The organism is Microbacterium sp., from assembly GCF_044340635.1.
GTDB lineage: Bacteria > Actinomycetota > Actinomycetes > Actinomycetales > Microbacteriaceae > Microbacterium.
Genome location: NZ_JBIITF010000025.1, coordinates 1 through 21,592, shown reverse-complemented (window position 1 = coordinate 21,592; position 21,592 = coordinate 1). Strand labels below are relative to the sequence as shown.

The 21,592-nt window shown below is 67.1% G+C and carries 21 protein-coding genes and 1 pseudogene; 11 read left to right on the top strand and 11 right to left on the bottom strand.

What is annotated here, in order from left to right:
* Nucleotides 1-127 precede the first annotated feature (127 nt).
* Entirely contained in the window at nucleotides 128-1,108 is a 981-nt protein-coding gene (locus tag ACIQ0W_RS15490; protein ID WP_062637302.1) for a carbohydrate ABC transporter permease, read from the top strand.
* Nucleotides 1,109-1,116: 8 nt separating this feature from the next.
* Nucleotides 1,117-2,034, top strand: coding sequence for a carbohydrate ABC transporter permease (locus ACIQ0W_RS15485; RefSeq protein ID WP_090586852.1), 918 nt, complete (start codon nucleotides 1,117-1,119; stop codon nucleotides 2,032-2,034).
* Nucleotides 2,035-2,240: 206 nt separating this feature from the next.
* On the opposite strand, the gene ACIQ0W_RS15480 is transcribed toward ACIQ0W_RS15485, so the two are convergent.
* Nucleotides 2,241-2,405, bottom strand: a complete 165-nt coding sequence (locus tag ACIQ0W_RS15480; RefSeq protein ID WP_175460154.1) for a hypothetical protein — start codon at nucleotides 2,403-2,405, stop codon at nucleotides 2,241-2,243.
* A gap of 156 nt (nucleotides 2,406-2,561) precedes the next feature.
* On the opposite strand from ACIQ0W_RS15480, the gene ACIQ0W_RS15475 reads away from it, so the two are divergent.
* Nucleotides 2,562-2,882, top strand: coding sequence for a hypothetical protein (locus ACIQ0W_RS15475; protein WP_090586853.1), 321 nt, complete (start codon nucleotides 2,562-2,564; stop codon nucleotides 2,880-2,882).
* Between the two features lie 126 nt (nucleotides 2,883-3,008).
* Here ACIQ0W_RS15475 and ACIQ0W_RS15470 read toward each other — a convergent pair whose 3' ends face one another.
* Nucleotides 3,009-3,392: a DNA cytosine methyltransferase gene (locus ACIQ0W_RS15470; RefSeq protein ID WP_245702829.1), complete on the bottom strand. Its 384-nt coding sequence runs from the start codon at nucleotides 3,390-3,392 to the stop codon at nucleotides 3,009-3,011.
* Between the two features lie 246 nt (nucleotides 3,393-3,638).
* On the opposite strand from ACIQ0W_RS15470, the gene mobF (ACIQ0W_RS15465) reads away from it, so the two are divergent.
* Nucleotides 3,639-6,179, top strand: a complete 2,541-nt coding sequence (mobF, locus tag ACIQ0W_RS15465; RefSeq protein WP_396643558.1) for a MobF family relaxase — start codon at nucleotides 3,639-3,641, stop codon at nucleotides 6,177-6,179.
* A 57-nt stretch (nucleotides 6,180-6,236) separates the two neighbouring features.
* On the top strand, nucleotides 6,237-7,844 hold the full coding sequence (locus ACIQ0W_RS15460) for a recombinase family protein (RefSeq protein ID WP_024476692.1): 1,608 nt from the start codon (nucleotides 6,237-6,239) through the stop codon (nucleotides 7,842-7,844).
* 230 nt (nucleotides 7,845-8,074) lie between these two features.
* On the opposite strand, the gene ACIQ0W_RS15455 is transcribed toward ACIQ0W_RS15460, so the two are convergent.
* From ACIQ0W_RS15455 to ACIQ0W_RS15430, 6 genes are all read right to left on the bottom strand, one after another.
* The gene (locus tag ACIQ0W_RS15455) at nucleotides 8,075-9,043 is read right to left on the bottom strand and encodes an IS481 family transposase (RefSeq protein ID WP_101852925.1); all 969 of its coding nucleotides are present in this window, start codon (nucleotides 9,041-9,043) and stop codon (nucleotides 8,075-8,077) included.
* 682 nt (nucleotides 9,044-9,725) lie between these two features.
* Nucleotides 9,726-10,436 (bottom strand): AraC family transcriptional regulator, encoded by a 711-nt coding sequence (locus tag ACIQ0W_RS15450; RefSeq protein ID WP_157553712.1) that lies wholly within the window; start codon nucleotides 10,434-10,436, stop codon nucleotides 9,726-9,728.
* Nucleotides 10,437-10,960: 524 nt separating this feature from the next.
* On the bottom strand, nucleotides 10,961-11,815 hold the full coding sequence (locus ACIQ0W_RS15445) for an AraC family transcriptional regulator (RefSeq protein WP_024476689.1): 855 nt from the start codon (nucleotides 11,813-11,815) through the stop codon (nucleotides 10,961-10,963).
* 49 nt (nucleotides 11,816-11,864) lie between these two features.
* Nucleotides 11,865-12,554, bottom strand: a complete 690-nt coding sequence (locus ACIQ0W_RS15440; protein ID WP_024476688.1) for an NAD(P)-dependent oxidoreductase — start codon at nucleotides 12,552-12,554, stop codon at nucleotides 11,865-11,867.
* Entirely contained in the window at nucleotides 12,551-12,778 is a 228-nt protein-coding gene (locus tag ACIQ0W_RS15435; RefSeq protein WP_197425747.1) for a hypothetical protein, read from the bottom strand. The genes ACIQ0W_RS15440 and ACIQ0W_RS15435 overlap by 4 nt, the downstream gene beginning before the upstream one ends.
* Nucleotides 12,779-12,808: 30 nt before the next feature.
* A complete protein-coding gene (locus tag ACIQ0W_RS15430) occupies nucleotides 12,809-13,771 on the bottom strand; it encodes an MFS transporter (protein ID WP_319034491.1) in 963 nt (320 codons plus the stop codon).
* A 102-nt stretch (nucleotides 13,772-13,873) separates the two neighbouring features.
* Here ACIQ0W_RS15430 and ACIQ0W_RS15425 point away from each other — a divergent pair, with 102 nt between their 5' ends.
* The 5 genes from ACIQ0W_RS15425 to ACIQ0W_RS15405 all read left to right on the top strand — a co-directional run bounded on the left by ACIQ0W_RS15425 (nucleotide 13,874) and on the right by ACIQ0W_RS15405 (nucleotide 19,265).
* Nucleotides 13,874-14,458, top strand: a complete 585-nt coding sequence (locus tag ACIQ0W_RS15425; RefSeq protein WP_024476687.1) for a TetR family transcriptional regulator — start codon at nucleotides 13,874-13,876, stop codon at nucleotides 14,456-14,458.
* Nucleotides 14,459-14,697: 239 nt separating this feature from the next.
* The gene (mobF, locus tag ACIQ0W_RS15420; protein WP_200951266.1) at nucleotides 14,698-18,141 is read left to right on the top strand and encodes a MobF family relaxase; all 3,444 of its coding nucleotides are present in this window, start codon (nucleotides 14,698-14,700) and stop codon (nucleotides 18,139-18,141) included.
* Nucleotides 18,142-18,244: 103 nt separating this feature from the next.
* Entirely contained in the window at nucleotides 18,245-18,481 is a 237-nt protein-coding gene (locus ACIQ0W_RS15415) for an addiction module protein (RefSeq protein ID WP_024476685.1), read from the top strand.
* A complete protein-coding gene (locus tag ACIQ0W_RS15410) occupies nucleotides 18,478-18,795 on the top strand; it encodes a type II toxin-antitoxin system RelE/ParE family toxin (protein ID WP_024476684.1) in 318 nt (105 codons plus the stop codon). Before ACIQ0W_RS15415 ends, ACIQ0W_RS15410 begins: the two co-directional genes overlap by 4 nt.
* Nucleotides 18,687-19,265: a relaxase domain-containing protein gene (locus ACIQ0W_RS15405; protein ID WP_174524654.1), complete on the top strand. Its 579-nt coding sequence runs from the start codon at nucleotides 18,687-18,689 to the stop codon at nucleotides 19,263-19,265. Before ACIQ0W_RS15410 ends, ACIQ0W_RS15405 begins: the two co-directional genes overlap by 109 nt.
* Nucleotides 19,266-19,419: 154 nt before the next feature.
* Here ACIQ0W_RS15405 and ACIQ0W_RS15400 read toward each other — a convergent pair whose 3' ends face one another.
* Genes ACIQ0W_RS15400 through ACIQ0W_RS15390 form a run of 3 tightly spaced genes read right to left on the bottom strand, consistent with a single transcriptional unit; the run spans nucleotide 19,420 to nucleotide 21,266 of the window.
* The gene (locus ACIQ0W_RS15400) at nucleotides 19,420-19,602 is read right to left on the bottom strand and encodes a hypothetical protein (protein ID WP_168212703.1); all 183 of its coding nucleotides are present in this window, start codon (nucleotides 19,600-19,602) and stop codon (nucleotides 19,420-19,422) included.
* 49 nt (nucleotides 19,603-19,651) lie between these two features.
* Nucleotides 19,652-20,512: an aldo/keto reductase gene (locus ACIQ0W_RS15395; protein WP_152584214.1), complete on the bottom strand. Its 861-nt coding sequence runs from the start codon at nucleotides 20,510-20,512 to the stop codon at nucleotides 19,652-19,654.
* Between the two features lie 25 nt (nucleotides 20,513-20,537).
* Entirely contained in the window at nucleotides 20,538-21,266 is a 729-nt protein-coding gene (locus ACIQ0W_RS15390) for a class II aldolase/adducin family protein (protein WP_396643557.1), read from the bottom strand.
* Between the two features lie 119 nt (nucleotides 21,267-21,385).
* Between ACIQ0W_RS15390 and ACIQ0W_RS15385 the strand changes: the two are divergent.
* A pseudogene (locus tag ACIQ0W_RS15385) lies at nucleotides 21,386-21,592 on the top strand (aromatic ring-hydroxylating dioxygenase subunit alpha); the annotation flags it as partial.

Genomic DNA, 21,592 nt, shown 5'->3' with positions numbered 1-21,592 from the left:
GTCGTGCCGATCGGGCAGTTCCCGACCGTCTACGAGATGACTCCCGAGATGCTCGAGGCGTTCATGAACATGACCCCCGACGAGCAGCTCGCCGCCGTCAACGCGTCGGCGGGAGAGTAGTCAGCCCATGTTCGTCACCGTCTCCGCTCCCTCGGCCGCCGCTGCGCCGGCCGAGGGAGCGGGCGCGGCTCCGGCCGAGGCATCCGCGCCCGTCGTGCGCCGCTCGCGCTTTCGGCCCCAGAGCCTGCTGCCCTACCTGTATGTGCTGCCGGGCACCGCGTTCCTCATCCTCTGGACCTACAGTCCCCTCGCCCAGACGTTCGGCCTGTCGTTCTACGACTGGAACCTGCTGCCCACAAGCCCCAAGACGTTCGTCGGCGGGTCGAACTACGCCGAGGTGCTGGCGCTGCCCGAGCTGCACACCGCGCTGCTGAACACCGTCGTCTACATCGCCGCGTTCTTCGTCTTCTCGCTCGTGCTGCCGATCGCGATCGCCGTCATGTCACGGCAGGTGCGGGGGCGAATGCGCACCTTCTATCAGGCGCTGATCTTCGTGCCGTTCCTCATCACCCCCGTCGCCACCAGCGCCGTGTGGCGGTGGCTGTTCGCCGAGCAGGGGGCATTCGCCACCGTGCTCGCGCACTTCGGCGTCGACATGCCGAACGTCTTCCGCGACCCCGACCTCGCCATCTGGGCCGTCATCGTCATCGTCGGGTGGCAGATGCTGGGCTTCGGCGTGCTCGTGATCGCCGCCGGCTTCGCCGGCATCAGCCCCGAATACGGTCAAGCCGCCGCACTCGACGGTGCCGGCGCCGGCCGCATCTTCGGACGCATCACCTTGCCGCTGCTCTCACCGACCCTGGTCTTCCTGTCGCTCATGACGATCCTCCTCGCCGCGCAGTGGACCTACCCGATCATCGACCTGCTCACCCAGGGCGGGCCCACCAACTCAACCACGAACATCTACTACCTGCTGTACCAGTTCGGGTTCCAGAACTTCGACGTGGGCATCTCGTCGGCGGCCGGGGTGATCTTCTTCGTCGGGTTCGGCGTGATCGCACTCATCTTCCTCGAGCTGCAGGAGCGGCTCAGCTTCTACGACAACTAGGACCACCCATGTCATTCGTCACCGTCACCGGGCCGGCGCTCGCCGCCGACACCGTGCTGCACAAGGGCGCTCGCGTGCGGGCGGCTTCCGCTTCGGCGGAAGATGTCGCCGTGGCATCCCGCACCCGCCTCGGCACCATCGCCGGCCACGTCGTGCTGATCATGCTCGCGCTGTTCAGTGTCTTCCCCGTGTACTGGATGTTCGCCACCGCCTTCCGCGCCCCCGAGAACGCGCTCGACCAGACGCTGCTGCCCTGGCCGCTCAGCCTCGAGAACTTCGCCTACGTGTGGAACACCATCCCCATCGGCAACATGCTGTGGAACACCTTCGCGATGTCGATCATGCTCGCCGTGGCGCAGCTGCTCATCGCCGTGCTCGCCGCCTACGGGTTCGCCATGTGGGACTTCCGCGGGCGCAAGCTGCTCATGTTCCTCTTCATCGGGTCGTGGCTCGTGCCGTTCCAGGTCACGATGATCCCCAACTATGTGCTCGTGTCGCAGATGGGCCTGCTCGGCACCGTCGGGGGCGTCGTGATCCCCCAGCTCGCCGGAGCCTTCGCCGTGCTGCTCATGGTGCAGCACATGCGCGCCTTCCCCCGCGAGCTGATCGAAGCCGCACACCTCGACGGGCGCTCGAGCTGGGCCACGCTCTGGACCGTCGTCGTGCCCAACATGAAGCCGGCGCTCGCCGCGCTCGGGATCATGGCGTTCATCTCGGCGTGGAACGAATACCTCTGGCCGACGCTCATCATGCGCCAGGGCGATGCACTCATCCAGGTCGGCGTGCGCAGCTTCTTGAGCGCCGAGGGAAACAACTGGGGCGCGACGATGGCCGCCGCCGGGCTCGCCTGCGTGCCCGTGCTGCTCATCTACGTGTTCCTCCAGCGATACGTCGTCGACGCCTTCGTGCGATCAGGACTCAAGTGAGGCACCGTCCCTACGGCTGAACTGACCAAGCCACCCAAAGCAGCGACGTCTTGCACCGATCCCCTTGCGGGCGACGAACGCAAGCGGGAGGTCGCGGGCGATCTTCCGGGCGTCGTCAAGCGTGCCCCTACTCGTTGACTTCCCATGGCTGGCCGAAGCTGGCGCCGCGTACGACCGACCAAGCTTCTACCGCGCGCTCGCACGAGTCAATCGTCGCCCCACAGTCCCGTCACGTAGTAGTCCTCTGCGTCGGTGTAGATCGAATCGCCGACCCGCTCTTCAACGTTCGGGAGTCCGGCGAGCTCATCGGATGCGCCGTCGAGAACCAACTCATATACGGAGCACTGCAGAAGGACCGGGACTAGCGTCACCTCATGTACGGCGTACTCGTGCTCCGGAGCACCGTCGTCGTCGTATTCGACGTGCAGGCTTCCCTCGTCGCGCGCCCGGACGTGCGTTAGCCAGGGTCGTTGTCAAGGGGGGATGCAGACGACGGCTGTCAGCGCATTGTTGATCTGGAGGTACTGATGATCACCGCAGATCAACAAAGGCTGGTGTTCGAGCCGCTCGGCCAGGGCGCCTGGCGGCTGTGCGACGCCGGCATCGACGAAGCAAGCGCCGAGCGCTTGATCGCCTACGTGGAGCGCGCGGCGAGCGGCGGGTACGAGGCGATCTGGATGCGGCCGGGTCTGCGAGCCAGCCATCACGCGACGCGCGAAGACGTTCGACTGACTGCCATGGCGCAGCGGAGCGGGAAGGTCGCCTCGACGCGTTCGAAGCCGATCCCGATCCCGCATCTCACACCGCTGCAGTCCCCGCTAGCCCGAGGACTCCCCGGCGCCAACTGACGAGCCGCACCCATCGCAATGGCGCGGGCCTGCGACTGGGCTCGGGGTCGCGCTTCTGAGTTGAAGCCGCCGCCCACTGTTGTGGAGGCGCGGGCACTCGCATTGAACCGATCGCACGGCACCGCGTTAGACCAACACAGCTGTCCGGTTGGCTGTCGGCTCGGGCATCAGGTACATGCCCTCACCCCATGACCCCCACCGAATGTCCGAAGAGCCGGATACGTCTTGGCACGGGAACCCGCCAATGAGGATGTCCACGGGTTCGACGTGACTCCAGTCGATGGTCGTGATGTCGCCGAGGTTCGGAGCCTCGGGCCAGTGTCGCGCGAAGACGCGGGCGACGGGCTCGTTGAGTTCTGAGAACCACACGGTCCTGGCGTTGAAGACGTGCTCGACGGCAAGGTCGAGGCCACCGTACCCGCTGAACAGCGACCCGATCCTGAGTCGTGGTTCGCCGCTGGCGTCAAGGTCGTGCATGAAGTCTGCTCCGGTGACGGTCGTCTCCGGCATCGCCTCGTCACGGAGCTGATGCCGAGCTGGTCACCTGTCAGGTGCACGGCTCCGACACACCCGCCGCTCACCGAGCCCTGATCGACTCCGCGAGTCGCGCCACTGCCTCCGGTCTCTGCTCGCGCCCTGTTCGAGGTCACACGCGTCTTGCAGATCAAGGTTCGTCAACCAAAGTTGACAGCGCGTTCGCGCGGTCAACGCCCGCTCACCTGACCGTCGAAAGGCGGTGGCGTGGTGACGGTCTCGATGCGCGTGATGTCGGCGGGTGATGGCTATAAGTACCTGCTGCGCACGATCGCGGCCGCAGACGGCGACCGCGCCCTCTCGACGCCGCTGACGAGGTACTACGCGGAGGCGGGAACACCACCGGGCCGATGGCTGGGGTCCGGCGTCGTCTCGCTCGGCAGGGGGGAGCTCGCGGTGGGTGATCGGGTGTCGGAGGCTCAGCTCCAGCTCTTGATGGGCATGGGCCGTGATCCGATCACCGGCGACCCGCTCGGTCGCGCGTTCCCGGCCTACAAGTCGGTGCCGGAGCGGATCGAGGCTCGGATCGCTGACCTTGACCCGGACCTGAGTCCGGGCGCGAAGGGTGAGGCGGTCGCTCGGATCGAGGCTGAGGAGGCCGAGCGCGGCAGGCGGCGGGCGGTGGCGGGGTTCGACTTCACTTTCTCGGTCCCGAAGTCCGCGTCGGCGTTGTGGGCGGTCGCCGACGCAGGGACGCAGGCGCTCATCGGTCAGGCGCATCATGCGGCGGTTGCGGAGGTGGTCGCGTTCATGGAGCGCGAGGTTGCAGCCACCCGCTCTGGCGCAACCGCCGGTGACGGAGCCGTTGCACAGGTCGATGTCACCGGCCTGGTCGCCACGGCGTTCGATCACTTCGACTCCCGCGCCGGCGACCCCCATCTGCACACCCACGTCGTCATCAGCAACAAGGTCCAGACCGCCTTCGACGGCAAATGGCGCAGTCTGGATGGCCGGCCGATGCACGCCGCCGTGGTCGCCCTGTCGGAGCTGCACGAGGCAGTGTTCGCCGACCACATGACCCGCACCTTCGGCGTCGAGTGGGAAGCCCGCGACATGGGCCGTGACCGCAACCCGGCATGGGCGATCAGCACCGTCCCGGAGGAGCTGGTAGCCGAGTTCTCCACCCGTGCTCGGCACATCGACGCCGAGAAGAACAGACTCATCGCCGAGTACGTCGCCAAGAACGGCCGCCAACCCTCCACAGCCACGATCATCAAGCTCCGCGCCCAAGCCACCCTCGCCACACGCCCGGAGAAGGAAGTGCGGTCGCTGGCCGACCTCACTGCCGACTGGCGCACCCGCGCCACCGGAGTGCTCGGCCACGACGCCACCAAATGGGCACGTGACGCGACCGACAACGACAAGCCGCTGCTGCTGCGAGCCGATGACGTGCCCCTGGATGCGATCGGCGAACTCGGCGAGTCGGTGGTCGGGGTGGTGGGTGAGAAGCGGTCCACGTGGCGGCGGTGGAACCTGATGGCAGAGGCGTCCCGGCAGACGATGGGCTGGCGCTTCGCCACCATGCGAGACCGCGAAGCGGTCGTCGCGATGATCGCCGACGCCGCCGAGCAAGCCTCGCTGCGGCTGACGCCGCCCGACCTCGCCACGAGCCCGGCCGCGTTCCGGAGGGTGGATGGCACGAGCGTGTTCCGCCCGAAGCACTCGACCGTGTTCTCCTCCGAGCTGCTGCTGGAGGCTGAGGACCGTCTGCTCGACCGCTCCCGCACCACGACCGGACCGACCGTCCCGCTGGCGACGGTCGAGAAGGTCACCACGAAGCCTGATCGTGAGGGGCGGATGCTCGGCGAGGATCAGGCCGACGCGCTCATGAAGATCGCGGTCTCCGGCCGCGTTCTTGATGTGCTGGTCGGCCCGGCAGGTGCGGGTAAGACCACCGCGATGAATGCCCTGCGCCGGGCGTGGGAGACCGATCACGGCAAGGGCTCGGTGGTCGGCCTAGCACCGTCCGCAGTGGCCGCGCAGGTCCTCGCCGACGACCTGGGCATCCAAACCGAGAACACCGCCAAGTGGTGGCAGAACTACCTCGTCCACGGTACGACCTTCGAGGCCGGTCAGCTCGTCATCATCGACGAAGCCTCCCTGGCCGGAACCCTGTCCCTGGACCGCATCACCCACCTGGCCGATCGGGCGGGGGCGAAGGTGCTGCTGGTAGGTGACTTCGCCCAACTCCAATCCGTGGACGCCGGCGGCGCGTTCAACCTGCTCGTGAGTGACCGGGACGATGCGCCCGAGCTGGTCGACGTCCACCGCTTCACCAACGCCTGGGAGAAGACCGCCTCGCTCGCGTTGCGGCACGGTCGCACCGAGGTGGTCGACACCTACCTCGACCACGACCGCATCCGCGACGGCGACGCCGAGGCGATGACCGACGCCGCCTACGCCGCCTGGCGCACCGACCGGAACCAAGGCTTGGTGTCGGTGCTGGTCGCTGAGACCCGCAACGACGTGACCACTCTGAACCAGCGCGCCCGTGCTGATCTGATCCTCGACGGCACCCTGACACCAGGCCGGGAGGTAGAACTCACAGACGGCGTCACTGCTGGGGTCGGGGACACGATCATCACCCGCCGCAACGACCGGCGCCTGCGCAACGGCAAGGACTGGGTCCGTAACGGCGACACCTGGACCATCAAGGACGTTCGCGACGACGGCTCGGTTACGATCCGCAAGACCGGCCGCCGGTTCGGCGGCTCCATCGTCCTCCCCGCCTCCTATGTGGCCGATCACGCAGATCTGGGTTAGCCGAGGTTCTGTAAACGCACCTACCTCTCGATGAGAGCTAGGAAGGCGGTGGCTGAGATGAGCCACGATCAGCAGGAACGAACCGCAGGCAATGAGCCGAACGACCAGGCGACGGCGCAGGCGTCGCCGTCGTTGCGGGCGGTGGTGTATGTGCGGATCAGTGATGATCCCGAGGGCACCGAGCGCGGTGTTGACCGGCAGGAAGCTGACTGCCGGGCGTATGCGGCAGCGCACGGGTGGGAAGTCGCCCAGGTGTACCGGGAGAACGACACGTCGGCGTTCAAGCAGCGCACGATCACACTCCCGACGGGTGAGCGGGTGCGGCGCGTGGTGCGCCCGGAGTTCCGCGCGATGTTGAAGCACCTCAGCGAGCAGCGCGCCGGGGTGATGATCGCCTACGACCTGGATCGGGCGGTGCGCGACCCGAGAGACTTGGAAGACCTGATCGACGCCAAGGTACTCAACGGCTTCAGCGTCCGCTCCGTGACCGGCTCGCTGAGGTTGGATACGGATTCTGATGTGGCGATGGCGCGGGTGCTGGTCGCGATGGCGAACAAGTCCTCAGCCGACACCGCCCGCCGTGTCGCTCGGGCGGCGAAGCAGCAGGCCATCGAGGGCACTTGGCATGGTGGGCAGGTGCCGTTCGGCTACCGCGCCGAGAACCACACGCTCGTGATCGACCCCGAGGCTGCCGAGTTGGTGCGGGAAGCCGCGCGGCGGGTGCTGGCCGGAGAGACGTTGTACCGGATTCTCACCGACTGGAACCGGCGGGGTATCCGTACGACGCACGGGTGCCGGTGGTCGGATCGGACACTCAAACTGGTGCTGCGCAACCCCTCGATCAAGGGGGTACGGGAGTATCGACCGTTGTTGCCGGACGGCACCCGGTCGAAAACCTCCCTGATGCAGACGACCGCCGCGTGGCCCGCGATCTTGGACGAGGACACCTGGCAGCAGGTCTCCGATGTGCTCGATGCCCGCAAGCAGGCCCGAAACTTCCATCAGCCCGGCAGTGGGGCGGCGAAACGGCTGTATCCGTTCTCGGGTCTGATCCGCTGCTCGACCTGCGGACGCGCCATGCTGCATCGCGGCCAGGTGTATCAGTGTGTGCAACAGGTGCCGGGCGGGTGCAACCGCTCGATCCGTTCCGGCGACCTCACCAAACTCGTGGAGGAAGCCGTGCTCGCGACGTTCGAGCAGATCACCCTCAACCCCGCCAAGCGCCAGTCTCCGGGCGCGGATCAGGCCGCACGAGTGGGGCTTGCCGCGACGCTCGATGCCGACCGGGAACGCCTCGCCCGGCTCGATGATGACTACTACGACGGGTTGATCGACAAGTCGATGTGGGTGCGGCAACGCTCACGGATCGCCGAACGCATCGAACGCACCCGCCGCGAGTACGCCGCCACGGTGCCGGAGCACACTGGCCCGTCGATTGATATGACGACCGTCGCACAGGAGTGGGCCGACCGTACCCCGATGTGGCAGCACCAGGCCGCCAGTCTCGTCCTTGAAGCCGTCCTCGTTCACGCCCTGCCCAGGGGGATGAACGGCGCGACACCGGCGAGGCGGCGCAATGAGACCGTCGAAGCGTTTCATGCCCGCCGTGAGGTGTACCGGGCGGGGATTCTCGCACATCGGGTCGAGTTCGTCTGGCGCGCCTAACGCCCCCGCGCCTTCGGCAGGCCGCAGAGGGCTTGCAGTTGCTCACGCACCCGTGGGTCAGCGATGACCGGAGGCAGGCCCTGCGCTGCGCGGCTCTCCCGCGCGAGGCGTGCGCCGAGTGGTTCGGGGGCATCGGTCGAGGCTGGTTCGGGCGTGGTTGTGGTGGTCTGCGTCGAGGTATCCATGTAGACAGGTACGACAGGCAAACCACAACATCTAGTTGTACGGGGTCAGGACGTTGGTTGCAGTCGGCTGATCGGGGGGTTGCCTCCGAGGGCTGAGTGGCGTCGTCCAGTGTTGTAGTGCTCGAGCCAGGGGTCAAGTGCTGCGGTGCGGTCGTCGTTCGAGGTGAACGGTTGCCGGTAGGCCCATTCGGTTTGCAGGGTCCGGTTGAACCTCTCCACCTTGCCGTTCTGCCACGGGCAGTGCGGTTTGATGAACTTCTGCCGGATGCCGTGCGCGCCGCAGACGCCGCGCAGCGACCATCGGTAGGCCCAGGCGTTGTCGGTGATCAGCCGCTCGATGCGGGGGATGCCGTGCGCGGCGAAGTAGCCGATGGCGCGTTCGAGGAACGCGGCGCAGGTCGGGCCCTTCTCGTCGGGGAGGACCTCGGAGTATGCGAGCCGGGAGTGGTCGTCGACGACGGAGTGCACGTAGTCGTAGCCGACGACGGTCTGTTTCCGGGCGGCTGTGGAGCCCATCGCTCTGCCGTGCGCCTTCCACCCGCCGCCGTCGGGGATGCGACCGAGCTTCTTCACGTCCATGTGCACCAGCTCGCCGGGCTGCTCGCGTTCATAGCGGACCGCTGTGGTCTTCGACGCGCGGATCCGCTCCCCGGTCATCGGGTCCAGATCGACCAGACGAGGCAGCCCGGACCGGGCGATGATGCGCGACACCGTCCGCGCCGGCACCCCGGTGCGGGCCGCGACCTCGTCACGGCCGACTCGTTCCTTCTTCCGGATCGCGACCACCGCCGCGGCCCTGGCATCGGGGGTGCGGTTGGCGACGTGGTGAGGCCGCGAGGAGCGATCGTAGAGACCGGCTTCACCCTCGGCGCGGTAGCGGTCCAGCCACCGCTTCACGCAGCGTCGGGACACGCCCATTGCCGCGGCGATATGCGCCTGCTTCCACCCGGCACCGGCACGATGGACGATGAGCAGCCTGCCGTGCACGGTCAAGCGGGCATTACGGTGGGACACGAGAACCTCCGAGTTCGTGAAGACGTCAGACATCTCCACTAAGCCCGGAGGTTCTCCCCTTTCACAAGACCGGAAACGCCACCAACCTCATGGCCGGGTACATCTAGTACCTGGCATCGAGTTGAGGTACTATATGCAGACTTATCCACAGGGAGCTACCTGCGACCGACCCCAAACGGGGTATGTCACGGGGGTGCCGATTCGGTACCCTCGTGAACCGGCTCAACGGTGCCGCAAATTTTGCGGCACCGTTCGCGCCCGTGACGGCCAGCCGAGCGGAGCGAAAGCGCAGGTCCGACGGTGGTGGCGATTCGACACCACCGTGAACGGTCGCGGTGAGGTCGCAGCGGATGCGGCTTGGTTCGCGGGGGCAACGGCGAAACTCCTGGTCGGACGGTGGTGCCAATTTGCCACCACCGTCACGAGAACCACAACGAGCAGCACAGCGGGCCGAGGTCGCAGGCTGGACGGTGTGGGAAATTTTCCCCGACCGTCGCCCCGCGAGTGTGGTGCCGCCGATTCGACGGAACCACCCCGGCCGGGAGTAAAAGCCCTGGTCGCACGGTTCCGGCAATTTGCCGGAACCGTCACCCCCACCCCGACATGCAGGCGCGCCGGAGCGTATCGCGGTCGCGTGGTGGCGGTGCTCATCGTCGGGTTCCTCCGGTCGTGTGGGCAGGTGTCAGTAGGTAGGTGCGCACCCGTTCCCACGGGAGTCGTCGGCGCGTGCGGTGGCGATGCCGACGCCCGGCCCCGCCCGGCTCGCGGACGGTGGGCCGTAGCGCCGGTACTCGATGGGGGTCACGCCCATGTAGCGGCGGAAGATGCGCGAGGCTTGCCCGCAGTGGTGGCACCAGCCGACCCGTTCGGTGATCGTGCCGATGAGCAGATCGGTTTCGCGGATCAGGCGCGCCATCTCCTGTACGCGCAGGATCGACAGGTACACCGGCGGCGTCACCCCGAACGAGTCCTTGAACACCCGATTGAGCTGACTCGGCGACAGGCAGGCGTGCGCGTCCAGTTCGGTGAGCGGCCACTGCCTGGCGATGTTGCTCTGCATGAGCGCCGCCGTGCGCATAATCTCGCGGCGCACCGGCTTGAACTCCCGCCACCGGGGAGGCGCGACCCGCACGGCCCGCTGCCGAGAGGTCAGCGGCGGCACCTCCACCGGCGCGTGACGAACCAGCGGCGCGATGGCGGCGAGCACCGTGAACAGCAGCGCATACGCACGGAAGTAGCCGCGCGGCGATTGGTCTTCGCCGGTGAGTGTGGCGAGTTCATCGAGGATCGGCCCGAGCCGTTCGGCCTGCGATTCTCCGACGCGCAGCACCTGCACCGGATCGGGATACAGGTGAGTTGCGAGGTCGCGTGCGGCTTCGCCGTCCGCGAGCACGTCGAGGTGCTGCCAGAACAACTGCTCGACCAGTAATCGGTATCCACTGCCACTGTCCTCACCGTGACGGTGCCCTCGGGTTCGTACCCGAACTCGACGTTCGGGGCGACCAGCACCACATCACCCACCGACGCCGACCCGCCCGCATCGGCATCGGCATCGGCATCGGTGAGGATGATCGAGCCGTCGCGCACGACCACGAAGCGCACACAGTCATAGGCGGTCGCCGCCAATATGCGACGGTGACGGATGCTGGTGACATAGACGCAACTCCACGGCTCGACCGGCTGCACTATCGCGGGGTGCGGCGACTGCGGCGTCCTTGTAGGCTCATGACCGGTCGGCGTGGTCGCCGGGCGTTCGAGTAGCAGCGACATGACGACCTCCCTTCTCTGACCACCCCCGAGCAACCAGGGGGAAGAACCGGCCTACCAAGCACCGGCGGTCGCGGCGAAGCAGGAGACGAGCAGGCCGGGCGTTTCCCGGTCACTCCGGCACTTTGCCGGGCAGCGCGACCGGCTCGGTCATGGGAGGTCGGTCATGAGCGGGCGCATGTCTCGGTAGCGGCTCGGTGTCACTCCGGTGTGCGCTGTGGATGCTTCTACCGCGCGCGACCGGCTCCGCCACCCCACCCGCTGCCCGGTGGCGGTGACGGTGATGTTCGTCTCGCGTAGGAGCCGCGCCATCTCTTGCACGCGGAGCATCACCAGGTAGGCGGTCGGGGTCTTCCCGAACGTGTCCGTGAACACGCGCACCAGGTGCTTCGGAGAGAGCCGCACCAGGGCTGCCAGTTCCGCGAGCGTCCACGGGTGCGTGATCCGGCTGTGCAGCGCGTCGCGCACCAGCATCGCCTCACGACGCAACGGTTCAGGCACCCGACTTCGAGCGGAGAACGGGCGAGCGCGGGCACGTTGCAGCCGGGTCAGCCGCACCGTCGAGACGCGGATGCACGGCGCGATCACATCGGTGATGAGGAACCAGAGCGCCTGCATCCGATGGAACCGTTCCAGGTACTTGCCCTCGACGGTGAGGGCGACCAGCTCGTCCAGCCACGGCAACAACCGCCCGGCTCGATCCCGGCCCAGGTGCAGTACCTGGGCAGGTTCGGTGTACACCTTTCCCGCGAAGTCGTGGGCGTCGAGGCGGTCGTGCAAGATCGCGGAGTGTTGCCAGAAGAACTGATCCAGCGCCATGTCGGTGTCGATGTAGACCGTCGTATAGGTGACCCGCCCCTCGGGTTCGACGCCGAACAGCACGCTCGGCCCCAGCAGCACCGCGTCGCCAAAGCTGACGGGTTGCTGTCCGAACTCGCTGAACACGATGGCCGTGCCGTCACGGATCACAACGAGCCGGACAACGTTGTACGCCGCCAGGCCCACAGGTCGATGCGTCGTCCGTGTCCGAGCCGACAACGGCGGGGAGATGCGCCTATCCACTCATCGGGTGCTTTTCTGTCAGTTCACTGGGCCATGCGATGAGTTGCGTGCGAGTGTCGTCCTTGGTGGAAGTCTCCGCGACTGCCGCTCCGAAGTCGGCATAACTGATCGCTTGTCGGGTGAACGCAGTCTCGTCTGTGGAAGGGGAGACTCGTTCCCAGCGTGCTGTCGTCGGCCCCTCCGGTTCGTAGACGGGCGGCGGGATCAGATACGCCCATTCTGATCCTGCGTTGCCCGCTTCGAGGTGGTCGCGCAGCATGGCGTGTGCTCTCCCGCGCGGCAGTGTGGGTTCTGGGAACCGGGGGTCTTGCCAGAACCGTCTGTCTCCAGGGAGTCGGAGTGCTCCTGCTCCGCCGACCGTGACGATCCGGGCCGGAGCGCCGTTGGCCTTGGTGCTTGCCTCGATGAGTCGATCATGTACGGCCACGAGTTCGGTCGGGGCGATGTCCTCACGCAGTCGGATCGCGTTCATGACGACGTCGATGCCGTGCATTGCTTGCGTGAGACTGGCGTTCTCAGCGATGTTCACGACCGTGGAGGTCAGCGATGCAGCAGTCTTGGCGAGCCGCGTGGTGTCTGCCGGATCGCGCAGCGCAGCGGTCGCCTCGATGCCTGCGGGGAGATGAGCGAGGATGGCGGCTCCGGTGCGCCCGGTCGCGCCGAGAATCAGGATGCGAGTCATACAGGTACCTCCGAAGCGGGCGTGCGGGTGAGTCGGGCGAACCCGGTGAGGCTGGCGACGGCGAGCACCATGAGCGCGGCGAGACTGACGAGCAGGATCGGGAAGTCCAAGCCCAGGTAGGCAGTGAGTGGGCCGACGCTGGCACCGAGGAACAGCACGAATCCGTTGAGCGCCATCCCACCGGCCCGGTTCGGGGCGGCGGTCTCGCCGAACAGGGTGATCATCGCGGGCACCGCGAGCGCGACCCCAGTGACTCACACGAGACTCGCCAGCGCCGTGCCCGCGAGGGATGCCGAGAGTGCGGCTTCGATCAGCAGCCCAATCGCGGCGAGGGCGAACCCGGCACGTGCAACCCCCGCGCCGCCGAGACGCTTCGCAATAGCGCCCGCGAAGAGGGAGGCGAACATGCCCGGCAGCCCGACGAGGCGGAGCCAGATCACCTGCGATGAGTCCAGGCAGAGGTCGGTCAGGTGCGGGCCGAGGCCGGTGTACATGCCGACGAACGACAACAGCAGCGTTAGGTGCGCGAGGCTCAGTAGCAGCACCGAGGGGCGTGTGGCGACCCTCCCGACTACGGCGAAGCGACGCACCAGGCTCGCATCGTCTCTGCGACTGTGCGGCTCGGTGACGAGCACGGCGACGCCGATCATGCCGAGGCCGAGCATGATGCCGGAGAGGATGAACACCCACTGCCAGCCCAACGTCAGGCTGAGCGCGGAGGCGAGTACTTGGCCTGCGATCCCGGCAACGAGGAATGCCGTCGACATGGCCCCGATCGCCGTTGCCCGACGCTTCAGCGGGGTCGCTTCGGCCAGATACGCGAGCGCAACCGGCGCGAAACTCGACGCCATCACCCCCTGCACCCCGCGCAGCGCAGCAAGCATCGGCACCGTGGAGGCGAAGCCGCAGGCGATGGTCGCGACGGTGAGATACACCAGGCCGATGAGCATGATCCGCTTCCGCCCGTACTGATCGGCCAACGGCCCCCAGATCAGGAACCCGACCGCATAGCACACGCTGAACACCGTCGAGAGCGCGAACGTCACATCAGAGCCGAGTTCCGCACCGATCGGGGCGATCAGCGGGATTGCCGCGTACAACTGCGTGAGCACCAGCAGCGCCGTGACCACGAGCAGCACGACCACGCCGTTCCCTGCCGGGTGCTCGCGCGCCTCGCCTGCTCCCGCTATCTGTTCCGTCGAGTTCGCAGACACCACCACTCCAAATCCAACGTTTCCGTTGGATTTGACTGTAGTAGGCTAACCGCGAAGACGCAACGTGAGCGTTGGGTTTACCGCACGAGACGGGAGGTGGGAACGATGGGCTGGGATGTTGAGGGCAGGAAGCGCCGCATCCTCGACGCGGCGGTGGCCGAGTTCGCCGCGCACGGGCCGCACGGCACGACCATCGAGCGCATCGCCAAGGCCGCCGGGGTGAACAAGGAGCGCGTCTACACGCACTTCGGGGGCAAGGACAGACTTTTCGCCACCGTACTGCGCGAGGAACTGGCGAAGGTAGCCCGCGACGTGCCCGTCGAATCATTCGCAACCGAGGACGTGGGCGACTACGCCGGGCGCGTCTACGACTACCACCGCGAGCACCCCGAACTCGGCAGGCTCATGCGCTGGGAAGGGCTCGTCTTCGACACCGAAGTACCCGACGAGGCCGAGCGGCGCGAATACTACGGATACAAAGTCGCCGCCATGACCGACGGACAGGCCAAGGGCACAGTAACGAGCGACCTCGACGCCGACCACCTGATGTTCCTCGTGCTCTCACTCGCCGGATGGTGGTCAGCGGTACCGCAGGTCGCCCGCATGATCACCGGAGCCGAGAGCGACGCCGAACACGCACGCCGCCGTGCCTCCGTCGTCACCGCTGCCCGAAGACTCATCGGGCAGTAATCAGGTCACGAAGTTCGCCGAGAAGACTAGTCACTTCATCGAACCGAACTCCGAAAGTTCCCTCGAACTTTGTGACGCCAACTCTTGCCAGCGACACTCTGTGCGACGCTCTCGCGCTGACGCTCGGCTCCATCAGTCATCTGCCCCCTATCTCAGTGAGGCACGTATTTTACGGCGGGGCCGTAGTGCGCACCTCTCTCACGAGACGACTCGTGAGGGAGGCCAGAGTGAAGGGTGGAGTGAAGCTGTTCCACGGCAGCGGTGCTGCCGCGCGCGCCTATGTCGAGGCCGACCGCTCCCGCGCTGACGAGTACTACCTCGGCGCAGACCAGGCCGTGGCCGAGTACGCCGTGATCGACGCGACCGGCGAGGTCACCGCTGCTCGGTCGCTGTCGGCGGATGAGTACGAAGCCTGGGTCGATTGGGTGAACCCGGACACCGGGGAGTCGATGGGTACCCCGCGCAAGCCGGGCAAGGTGCGTCGGGGGTCGCCGTTGTTCGCGGAGATGACGATCAACGCGCCGAAGAGCCTGTCGGTCGCCGCCGCACTCCACCCGGACGTGTCCGAGGCGTTGGACGCGACGCAGCGGGATGCGGCGCGGGAGATTCAGCACTTCCTTGGTCAGCATTCGGTCACGTTGGCGGGGCCGCGCGGCGCGCAGGAGGTGCTGCCGGTCGAGCACATGCAGACCGTCGCGATCACGCACAAGACGAGTCGTGCGGGTGATCCGCACCGGCATATCCATTTCCAGATTGGCACGAGGGTGTGGGCGGGCGGGAAGTGGCGGGCGCTGACCACGGCGGCGTTGTTCCAGCAGCAGGGCGCGATCCGTGCTCTCGGTACGGCGGTGATCGCCGCGCACCCCCAGCTCGCCGCCACGCTCTCCGAGCATGGCCTGACCCTCGACCCCGTAAGCGGTGAGGTTGTGGAGTTGGAGCCGTTCAACGCCGTCATGTCGAAGCGGTCGGCGCAGATCAGACGCAACCTGGAACGCATGGAGGCCGAGTGGCAAGCGAAGCATCCCGGCGAGACGCCCGGCCCGGTGTTGACCGCTCGGATGCAGGACGCGGCGTGGGCGTTCCAGCGGCCCGGCAAGAAACCGGCGGACTTGAAGAACGAGCAGTGGTGGCAGCAGGAACTCCGAGACGCCGGCTACCACCCCGAGAGCTTGCAGCACCCCGACACCGTTGCGCCGGCATCGCTGGATGACCTCAGCGTGCAACAGGTCGCCAGTCGTGCGCTGGATCGCTGCGCGGCGGCTGCATCGACCTGGACACCGCACACCGTGCGAGAGCACGTCACCCGCATCACCACCGAGGCAGGCGTGCAAGCGACCCCGGCGGAGTTGCGCGAGTTCATCGACCTCGCCACCGGACTCGCCGCCTCGGATTGTTTCTCGGTGCTGCCGCCGGGCATGGTGCAACCCGAGCACGTCGCCCACCTCACCAGCCTTGGCGTCGTCGCCGCCGAGACCGCACTCCGCGACCAACTCACCGCCGCGACGCCGGAACGGGAGCCGAAGCACCCCGACGTGACCGACGCTGCGCAAGCCGCCGGACTCGACACCGGGCAGACCGTGGCCGCCGCTGCCGTCGCCTCGACCAACCCGCTCGTGATTGTCGAGGGCGCGGCGGGCGCAGGCAAGACCACCATGCTCGGCGTCGCCATCGAGGTTGCAGCCGAGCACGGGCGATCCTCGCGGGTGGTTGCGCCGACGTTGCGTGCGGCGCAGGTCGCCCACGAAGAACTCGGCGTGCCCGCAACCTCCGTCGCGGCGCTCGTGTATGCGCATGGGTGGCGGTGGAACGAGGACGGCGTATGGACACGCCTCGCACCCGGCGACACCGACCCTGCAACCGGGAACATCTACACCGGCCCACCAAACGACGCCGTGCTGTCGCGGGGTGAGCGGGTGATCGTGGACGAAGCGGGGATGCTCGACCAGGACACCGCCCTCGCTCTGCTGACCGTCACCGCCGAGGCAGGCGCGTCGGTCGCGTTCGTGGGCGACCGGGCGCAGCTCCCGGCGGTCGGGCGCGGCGGGGTGCTCGACATGGCCGCCCAGATTCGTGGCCGTACCTACGACATGACCGAACTCCACAGGTTCACCGATGCCGAGTATGCGGCGTTGACGTTGGTCATGCGTGACCGGGAGCACCCCGGCGACGTGTTCGACCGACTCGCCACGATGGGCCTCGTGACCTTGCATGCCGACGAGGAAGCGGCCCGCGAGCACATCACCGCCCACGCCCACGACGGCGAAGCGATCACCGTCGCCACCAACGACGAGGCCACCGAGCTGAACGAGCACATCCGCGCCGGGCGGGTCGAGCGCGGCGAGGTCGACGACACTATGACGACGACCGGCAGCGACGGGCTGAGCATCGGCGCTGGCGACCTGATCCAGACCCGGAAGAACAGCAGCGACCTCGGCGTGGCAAACCGGCAGCAATGGATCGTGCAGCATGTGACCGACGAGGGCAGCGTCTACGCCCGCGAAGTCAGCGGCGGAGGCAAGCACAGCCGCACCGTCGCCCTCCCCGCCGAGTACGTGAGCGAGTGGGCGCACCTGTCGTATGCCGCGACCGCCTACGGCGTCCAAGGCGCAACCGTCGATGCCTCCCACACGGCCTTGTCGGAGGCGACGAGCGCGGCAGGCGTCTACGTCGGCATGACGAGAGGCCGCCAACAGAACCAACTCCACGTCGTCGCCGCTGATATGGCGGATGCGCGGGCGCGGTTCGTTGAGGCGATGGAACGCGACCCGGCAGACCGTGGCCTCGACCACGCCACCGCCCAAGCCATCGACGCCGTGCAAGGCCTCGTCAGCGATGGCCCCGTGCAGCTCATCACCGAAGAACTCGCCCGCCTCACCGCCGAAGCCGAACGAGCCGAACGTGCGGCGGAACGCTGGGAGCAGACCGCTGCCAGGTTCGACGCCCAGCGCGCAACACACAAGACCGAGGACGACGAGCACGCCGACGTGCTCCGCCACGCCGAGGACGAGGCGGCGCGCATCCGTGCCGAAATCGCGGAACCGTTGACGGTGCAGGCCGAGGCAGACGGCACCACCTATCTCGATGCTGTCGAGCGCGAGGCCGCCGCAAGCAGCCGACTCGCCACCGTCGGCAGGCTCGGCAGGCGCAAGGCCCGCGCGGAGCACCGCCAGACGAGCGAGCACACCCGGACGGTTCGGGCACGGGTGCGCGAAACATGGGGCGAACCACCCCGCACCACCGACACCCTGCCCGAGTGGGCGGCACGACAGGCCGAGCGTCGCGCCGAGGCCGATCCCCGCGTGATCGACGCCGCCCAGCACGTCGAGGCCGCGCGAGCCGACCGTGACGAGTTGCGGCAGCGGCACGAGCAGGAACGCCGGGCGTTGCTGGTCAGCGAGTACGGGCCGCAGGCGGTGATGCGCCACCGGGTCGGGATGCGACTGCCGAACCCAGCACAGCAAGCAGGACAGGCGCACCAGCAAGCCACCGCGCTCCGAGCCGAGGCCGACTACCTCCGCGCGCTACCGATCCGCGACGCCGCCGCACGGATCGAAACCACCCGCGCCGAGCACGAAGCAAGGCAGCAAGCACTCGCCGAACGCGAACGGCAACTCCGCGAGCCGACCGAACGCGACCCGCGGCGCAACGACCCGCGACATGACGGGCCAGCACGCGGCCTATGAGCATCAGCAGCACGTCGCGTCGGCGTGACGTTCACAGCAGCCCCGCAACCCGAGCCACAGACGCCCAGCGCGATTGTCGGCCGTTCGACGTACACTTGAATACATGACACCCGACACCGCAACTCTGATCCGAGACGGCCTCGCGCTCGACGCCGATCAGCGCGCGGTCGTCGCTAACGCCCTGCTCGAAAGCCTCCATGATGCAGACGACGAGAGCGAGGTCGATGCAGCCTGGCGTGCCGAGGCTACCCGGCGACTGGCCGAGGTGCGTGAGGGTGCGGTCGATCTGGTGGATGCCGACGAGCACTACGAGCGTTTGCGCGCCTTGCTCACCGCATGACCTTGGCCCAGCGAGAGCACCCCGAGGCCGTCGCGGAGTTCGACGCCGCCGTGCGCTGGTACGAAGACCAGGAGCCAGGGATCGGCCTTGCGCTCATCGACCGAGCAAGGCAAGCCCGGAAAGACCTCGACCAATGGCCGAACGCCGCCCCACCATTCACGACCGCTGACGATGGCACCGTGATCCGCAGCAAGGCCGTTCGCGGATACCCGTACCGCATCGTCTACACGGTGGAGCCGGACACGATCCTGATCCTCGCCTACGCCCACGAGCGCCGCGAACCCGGCTACTGGCTCCACCGGCTGAACGACTGAACAGCACGCCGCCGGGCTCATGGCTCGGATCGGGTCTCGCGTACATTTCTGGCGCCGTCGAACCCGGTGGTGAGGTCAGCGAGGAGCAGCTCCGCCGTCTCATGGGGCACGGCCAGGACCCCAACACGAGCGAACAGTTGGGTCGTCCGTACCGCCGATTCGCAAGCACTGCCGAGCGAGTTGCCCGTCGGCTTGAGAAGCTTCCCGAGACCCTCGCTCCCGCTGATAGGGGTGCACAGGTGGCGTTGATCGAGGCGGAAGAGGCAGGGAAACCGACGGGTGTGTTCGGCGAAGTCGGTGAGGCGGGCGAGGTTCTGTCGGGTCTTGACGGCGAGGTAGCGGCCGTTGACTTTCCGGTCTTCGTTGATCTCAAGCAGGGCTTCGGCGGCATGCTGGCGGACGTAGGGGTCTTCGGCGTCGTCGGCGGCGATCTGTGGCCCAGACTTCGCGAATTCGGGCAGGGGTACTAAAGCCCACCCCCTGTTCCCGATCGGGCACACTGCAGAACTTACTCTCTCCCTCGCCGCCATCTGCAGTGCACGCGACTTCGCGATGGTTTGGACGCGGCTGTCGAGCGAGCCGAAGGTGAGGCGAGCAAGGCAGATCGCGCCTACGTTCGAGCCATCACCTTCGCCGCCGGTCAGTTGCTTCGCGCAGTCGCCGAAGTCCACCGGGCAAGCCTGGCGAGCCGTATTCGTCGGCGGTCTCGAGGCAGCGGTCGTGTGTGCAGCGCATGATGGCGGAGAGCCGGTCCTGCGTGTAGTCGAATGTCCAGGAGCCGCGCGAGGCGTTCTGCTGCGTCTCCAGAGCGCGCTGAATTTACCAGATCGGTGACGATTTTGGTGTTCTTGGTGGACTAATGACCGTTCTCGGGCAGGTCAGAGTCCCGCGCGGCGGCTTCGCCGTTGTCGAGGGACGCAAGCGTGGCCATCTGGTCGGTGCTAAGGCGGAAGTCGAAGACCGAGAGGTTCTCGACCAGGCGTTTGGGGTCTGACGATCTCGGCACCGGCACGAGGCCCTGCTGCACGTGCCAGCGGAGCACCACCTGTGCCGCCGTTCGTCCGACGTCCGCCGCGATCTGCACGATCGTCGGGTTCTCCCGCAGCTCGGGCCCGCGGCCGAGCGGGCTCCAGCTCTCGGTCACGATACCGAGCACCTCGTGCGCGCGTCGAGGAACGGTACGGGCGATGTCGGGGCTGAGCTGGATCTGGTTCACGTCGGGCACGACCCCGGTCGCGTCGATGATGGAGGCGAGGTGGGCCGGTTTGAAGTTGGAGACGCCGATGGCTTTGACCCGCCCCTCCTCCAACAGCTTGACGAGACCCTTCCAGGCGTTGACGTAACGGCCTTGAGCCGGGACCGGCCAGTGGCAGAGGAAGAGGTCGAGGTGGTCCACCCCGAGCCGCTCGAGACTATCGTCGTAGGCGCGCTGGACGCCGTCGACGCTGTGCGACTCCTTGTTGAACTTGCTGGTGATGAAGATCTCGTGGCGGGGCAGCCCGGAGTCATGGATCCCCCGCCCGACGGCGACCTCGTTGCTGTACTTGAATGAGGTGTCGATGAGCCGATAGCCGCTCTCGATGGCGACGCGCACGACCTCCTGGCATTCATCGCCGACCATCGGCCAGGTGCCGAGGCCGAGTGACGGGATTCGGTGGCCGTGCAGGAGGGGGAGCAGGGGCGCTGGGGGCGCAGGTTCGAGCTCTTCTGTAGTCATCGGTCGGTGGTCCTATCGTTGGTCGCTATCGGATGCCGAGGCCGGCGTGTTCGAGGTCGGCGAGATGGAATCGCCAGACGTGCTGTTCGTTGAAGGCCGGTCCGAGATCGGGCAGATCGTCGAGGTCGGCCGGCGCCACAGCGGCCGGCGTCACACCAGCCTGAAGGACCTGCAGCTGGATGCGAGCGAGGGCGTCGACGTTGATCGCGTTGATGACGGCGGATTCGACACTCGATCCTGTCGCCGTGAGCCCGTGGCCACGGAGTAGGCAGACCGGGCGATCGCCGAGGGCGTCGACCATGGCGCTGCCGAGCGCGTCCGAGCGGATCAAGACCGACCGGGCAAAAGTGGGGATGCCCGCCAGAGCCATTCGCATCGCCGGGATGTTGTAGGCACCCACCACGCCCAGAAGAGGGACACCGATCAGCGTCAATGCGACGACGGCTGGCGGGTGGGCGTGCACGACCGCGCTCACATCCGGGCGTGCGCGGAGGGTGGCGAGATGCAATGGCAGCTCGTTCGGCGCCGAGTATCCGTCGGGCAGCTCGGTACTCCCATCGAGGCGGACCAGGTGGATGTCGTCGGGCTGCGTGAACTTCAGCCCGCGTTCTTCGCGGCCTCTGCAGCGCACGAGCAGGGAGTCTTCGCCCACTCGAAGGCTGATGTGCCCCAGGATGTCGTCCACGAGCCCTCGCAGAGCGAGGATGCGGCATCCCTCGGCGACGAGCAGCCGTTCCTCTGAGTAGTCGGTCACCTGCATTCCGTGCTTCTCCAATCGATCCGGTGGTCGTTCTCCAATTGACCGCTTCCGCACATCAGAGTACATTTCTGCTAGACAGATAACAATCCATACTTCGACGGAGCGTTCAAGATATGACAGACCACACGATCTACGACGATGTCAGACGCGGCATGATCCCTGCCCACATCTACAACGACGAAGAGATCTTCGCGCTCGAGCGGGAGCGCTTGTTCAGTCGCGCGTGGATCTTCGTGGGTCACGAATCAGAGATCCCTCAGCCCGGCGACTACGTGGTGCGGCGAGTGCTCGACGACTCGTTCATCGTGGTGCGCGACGAG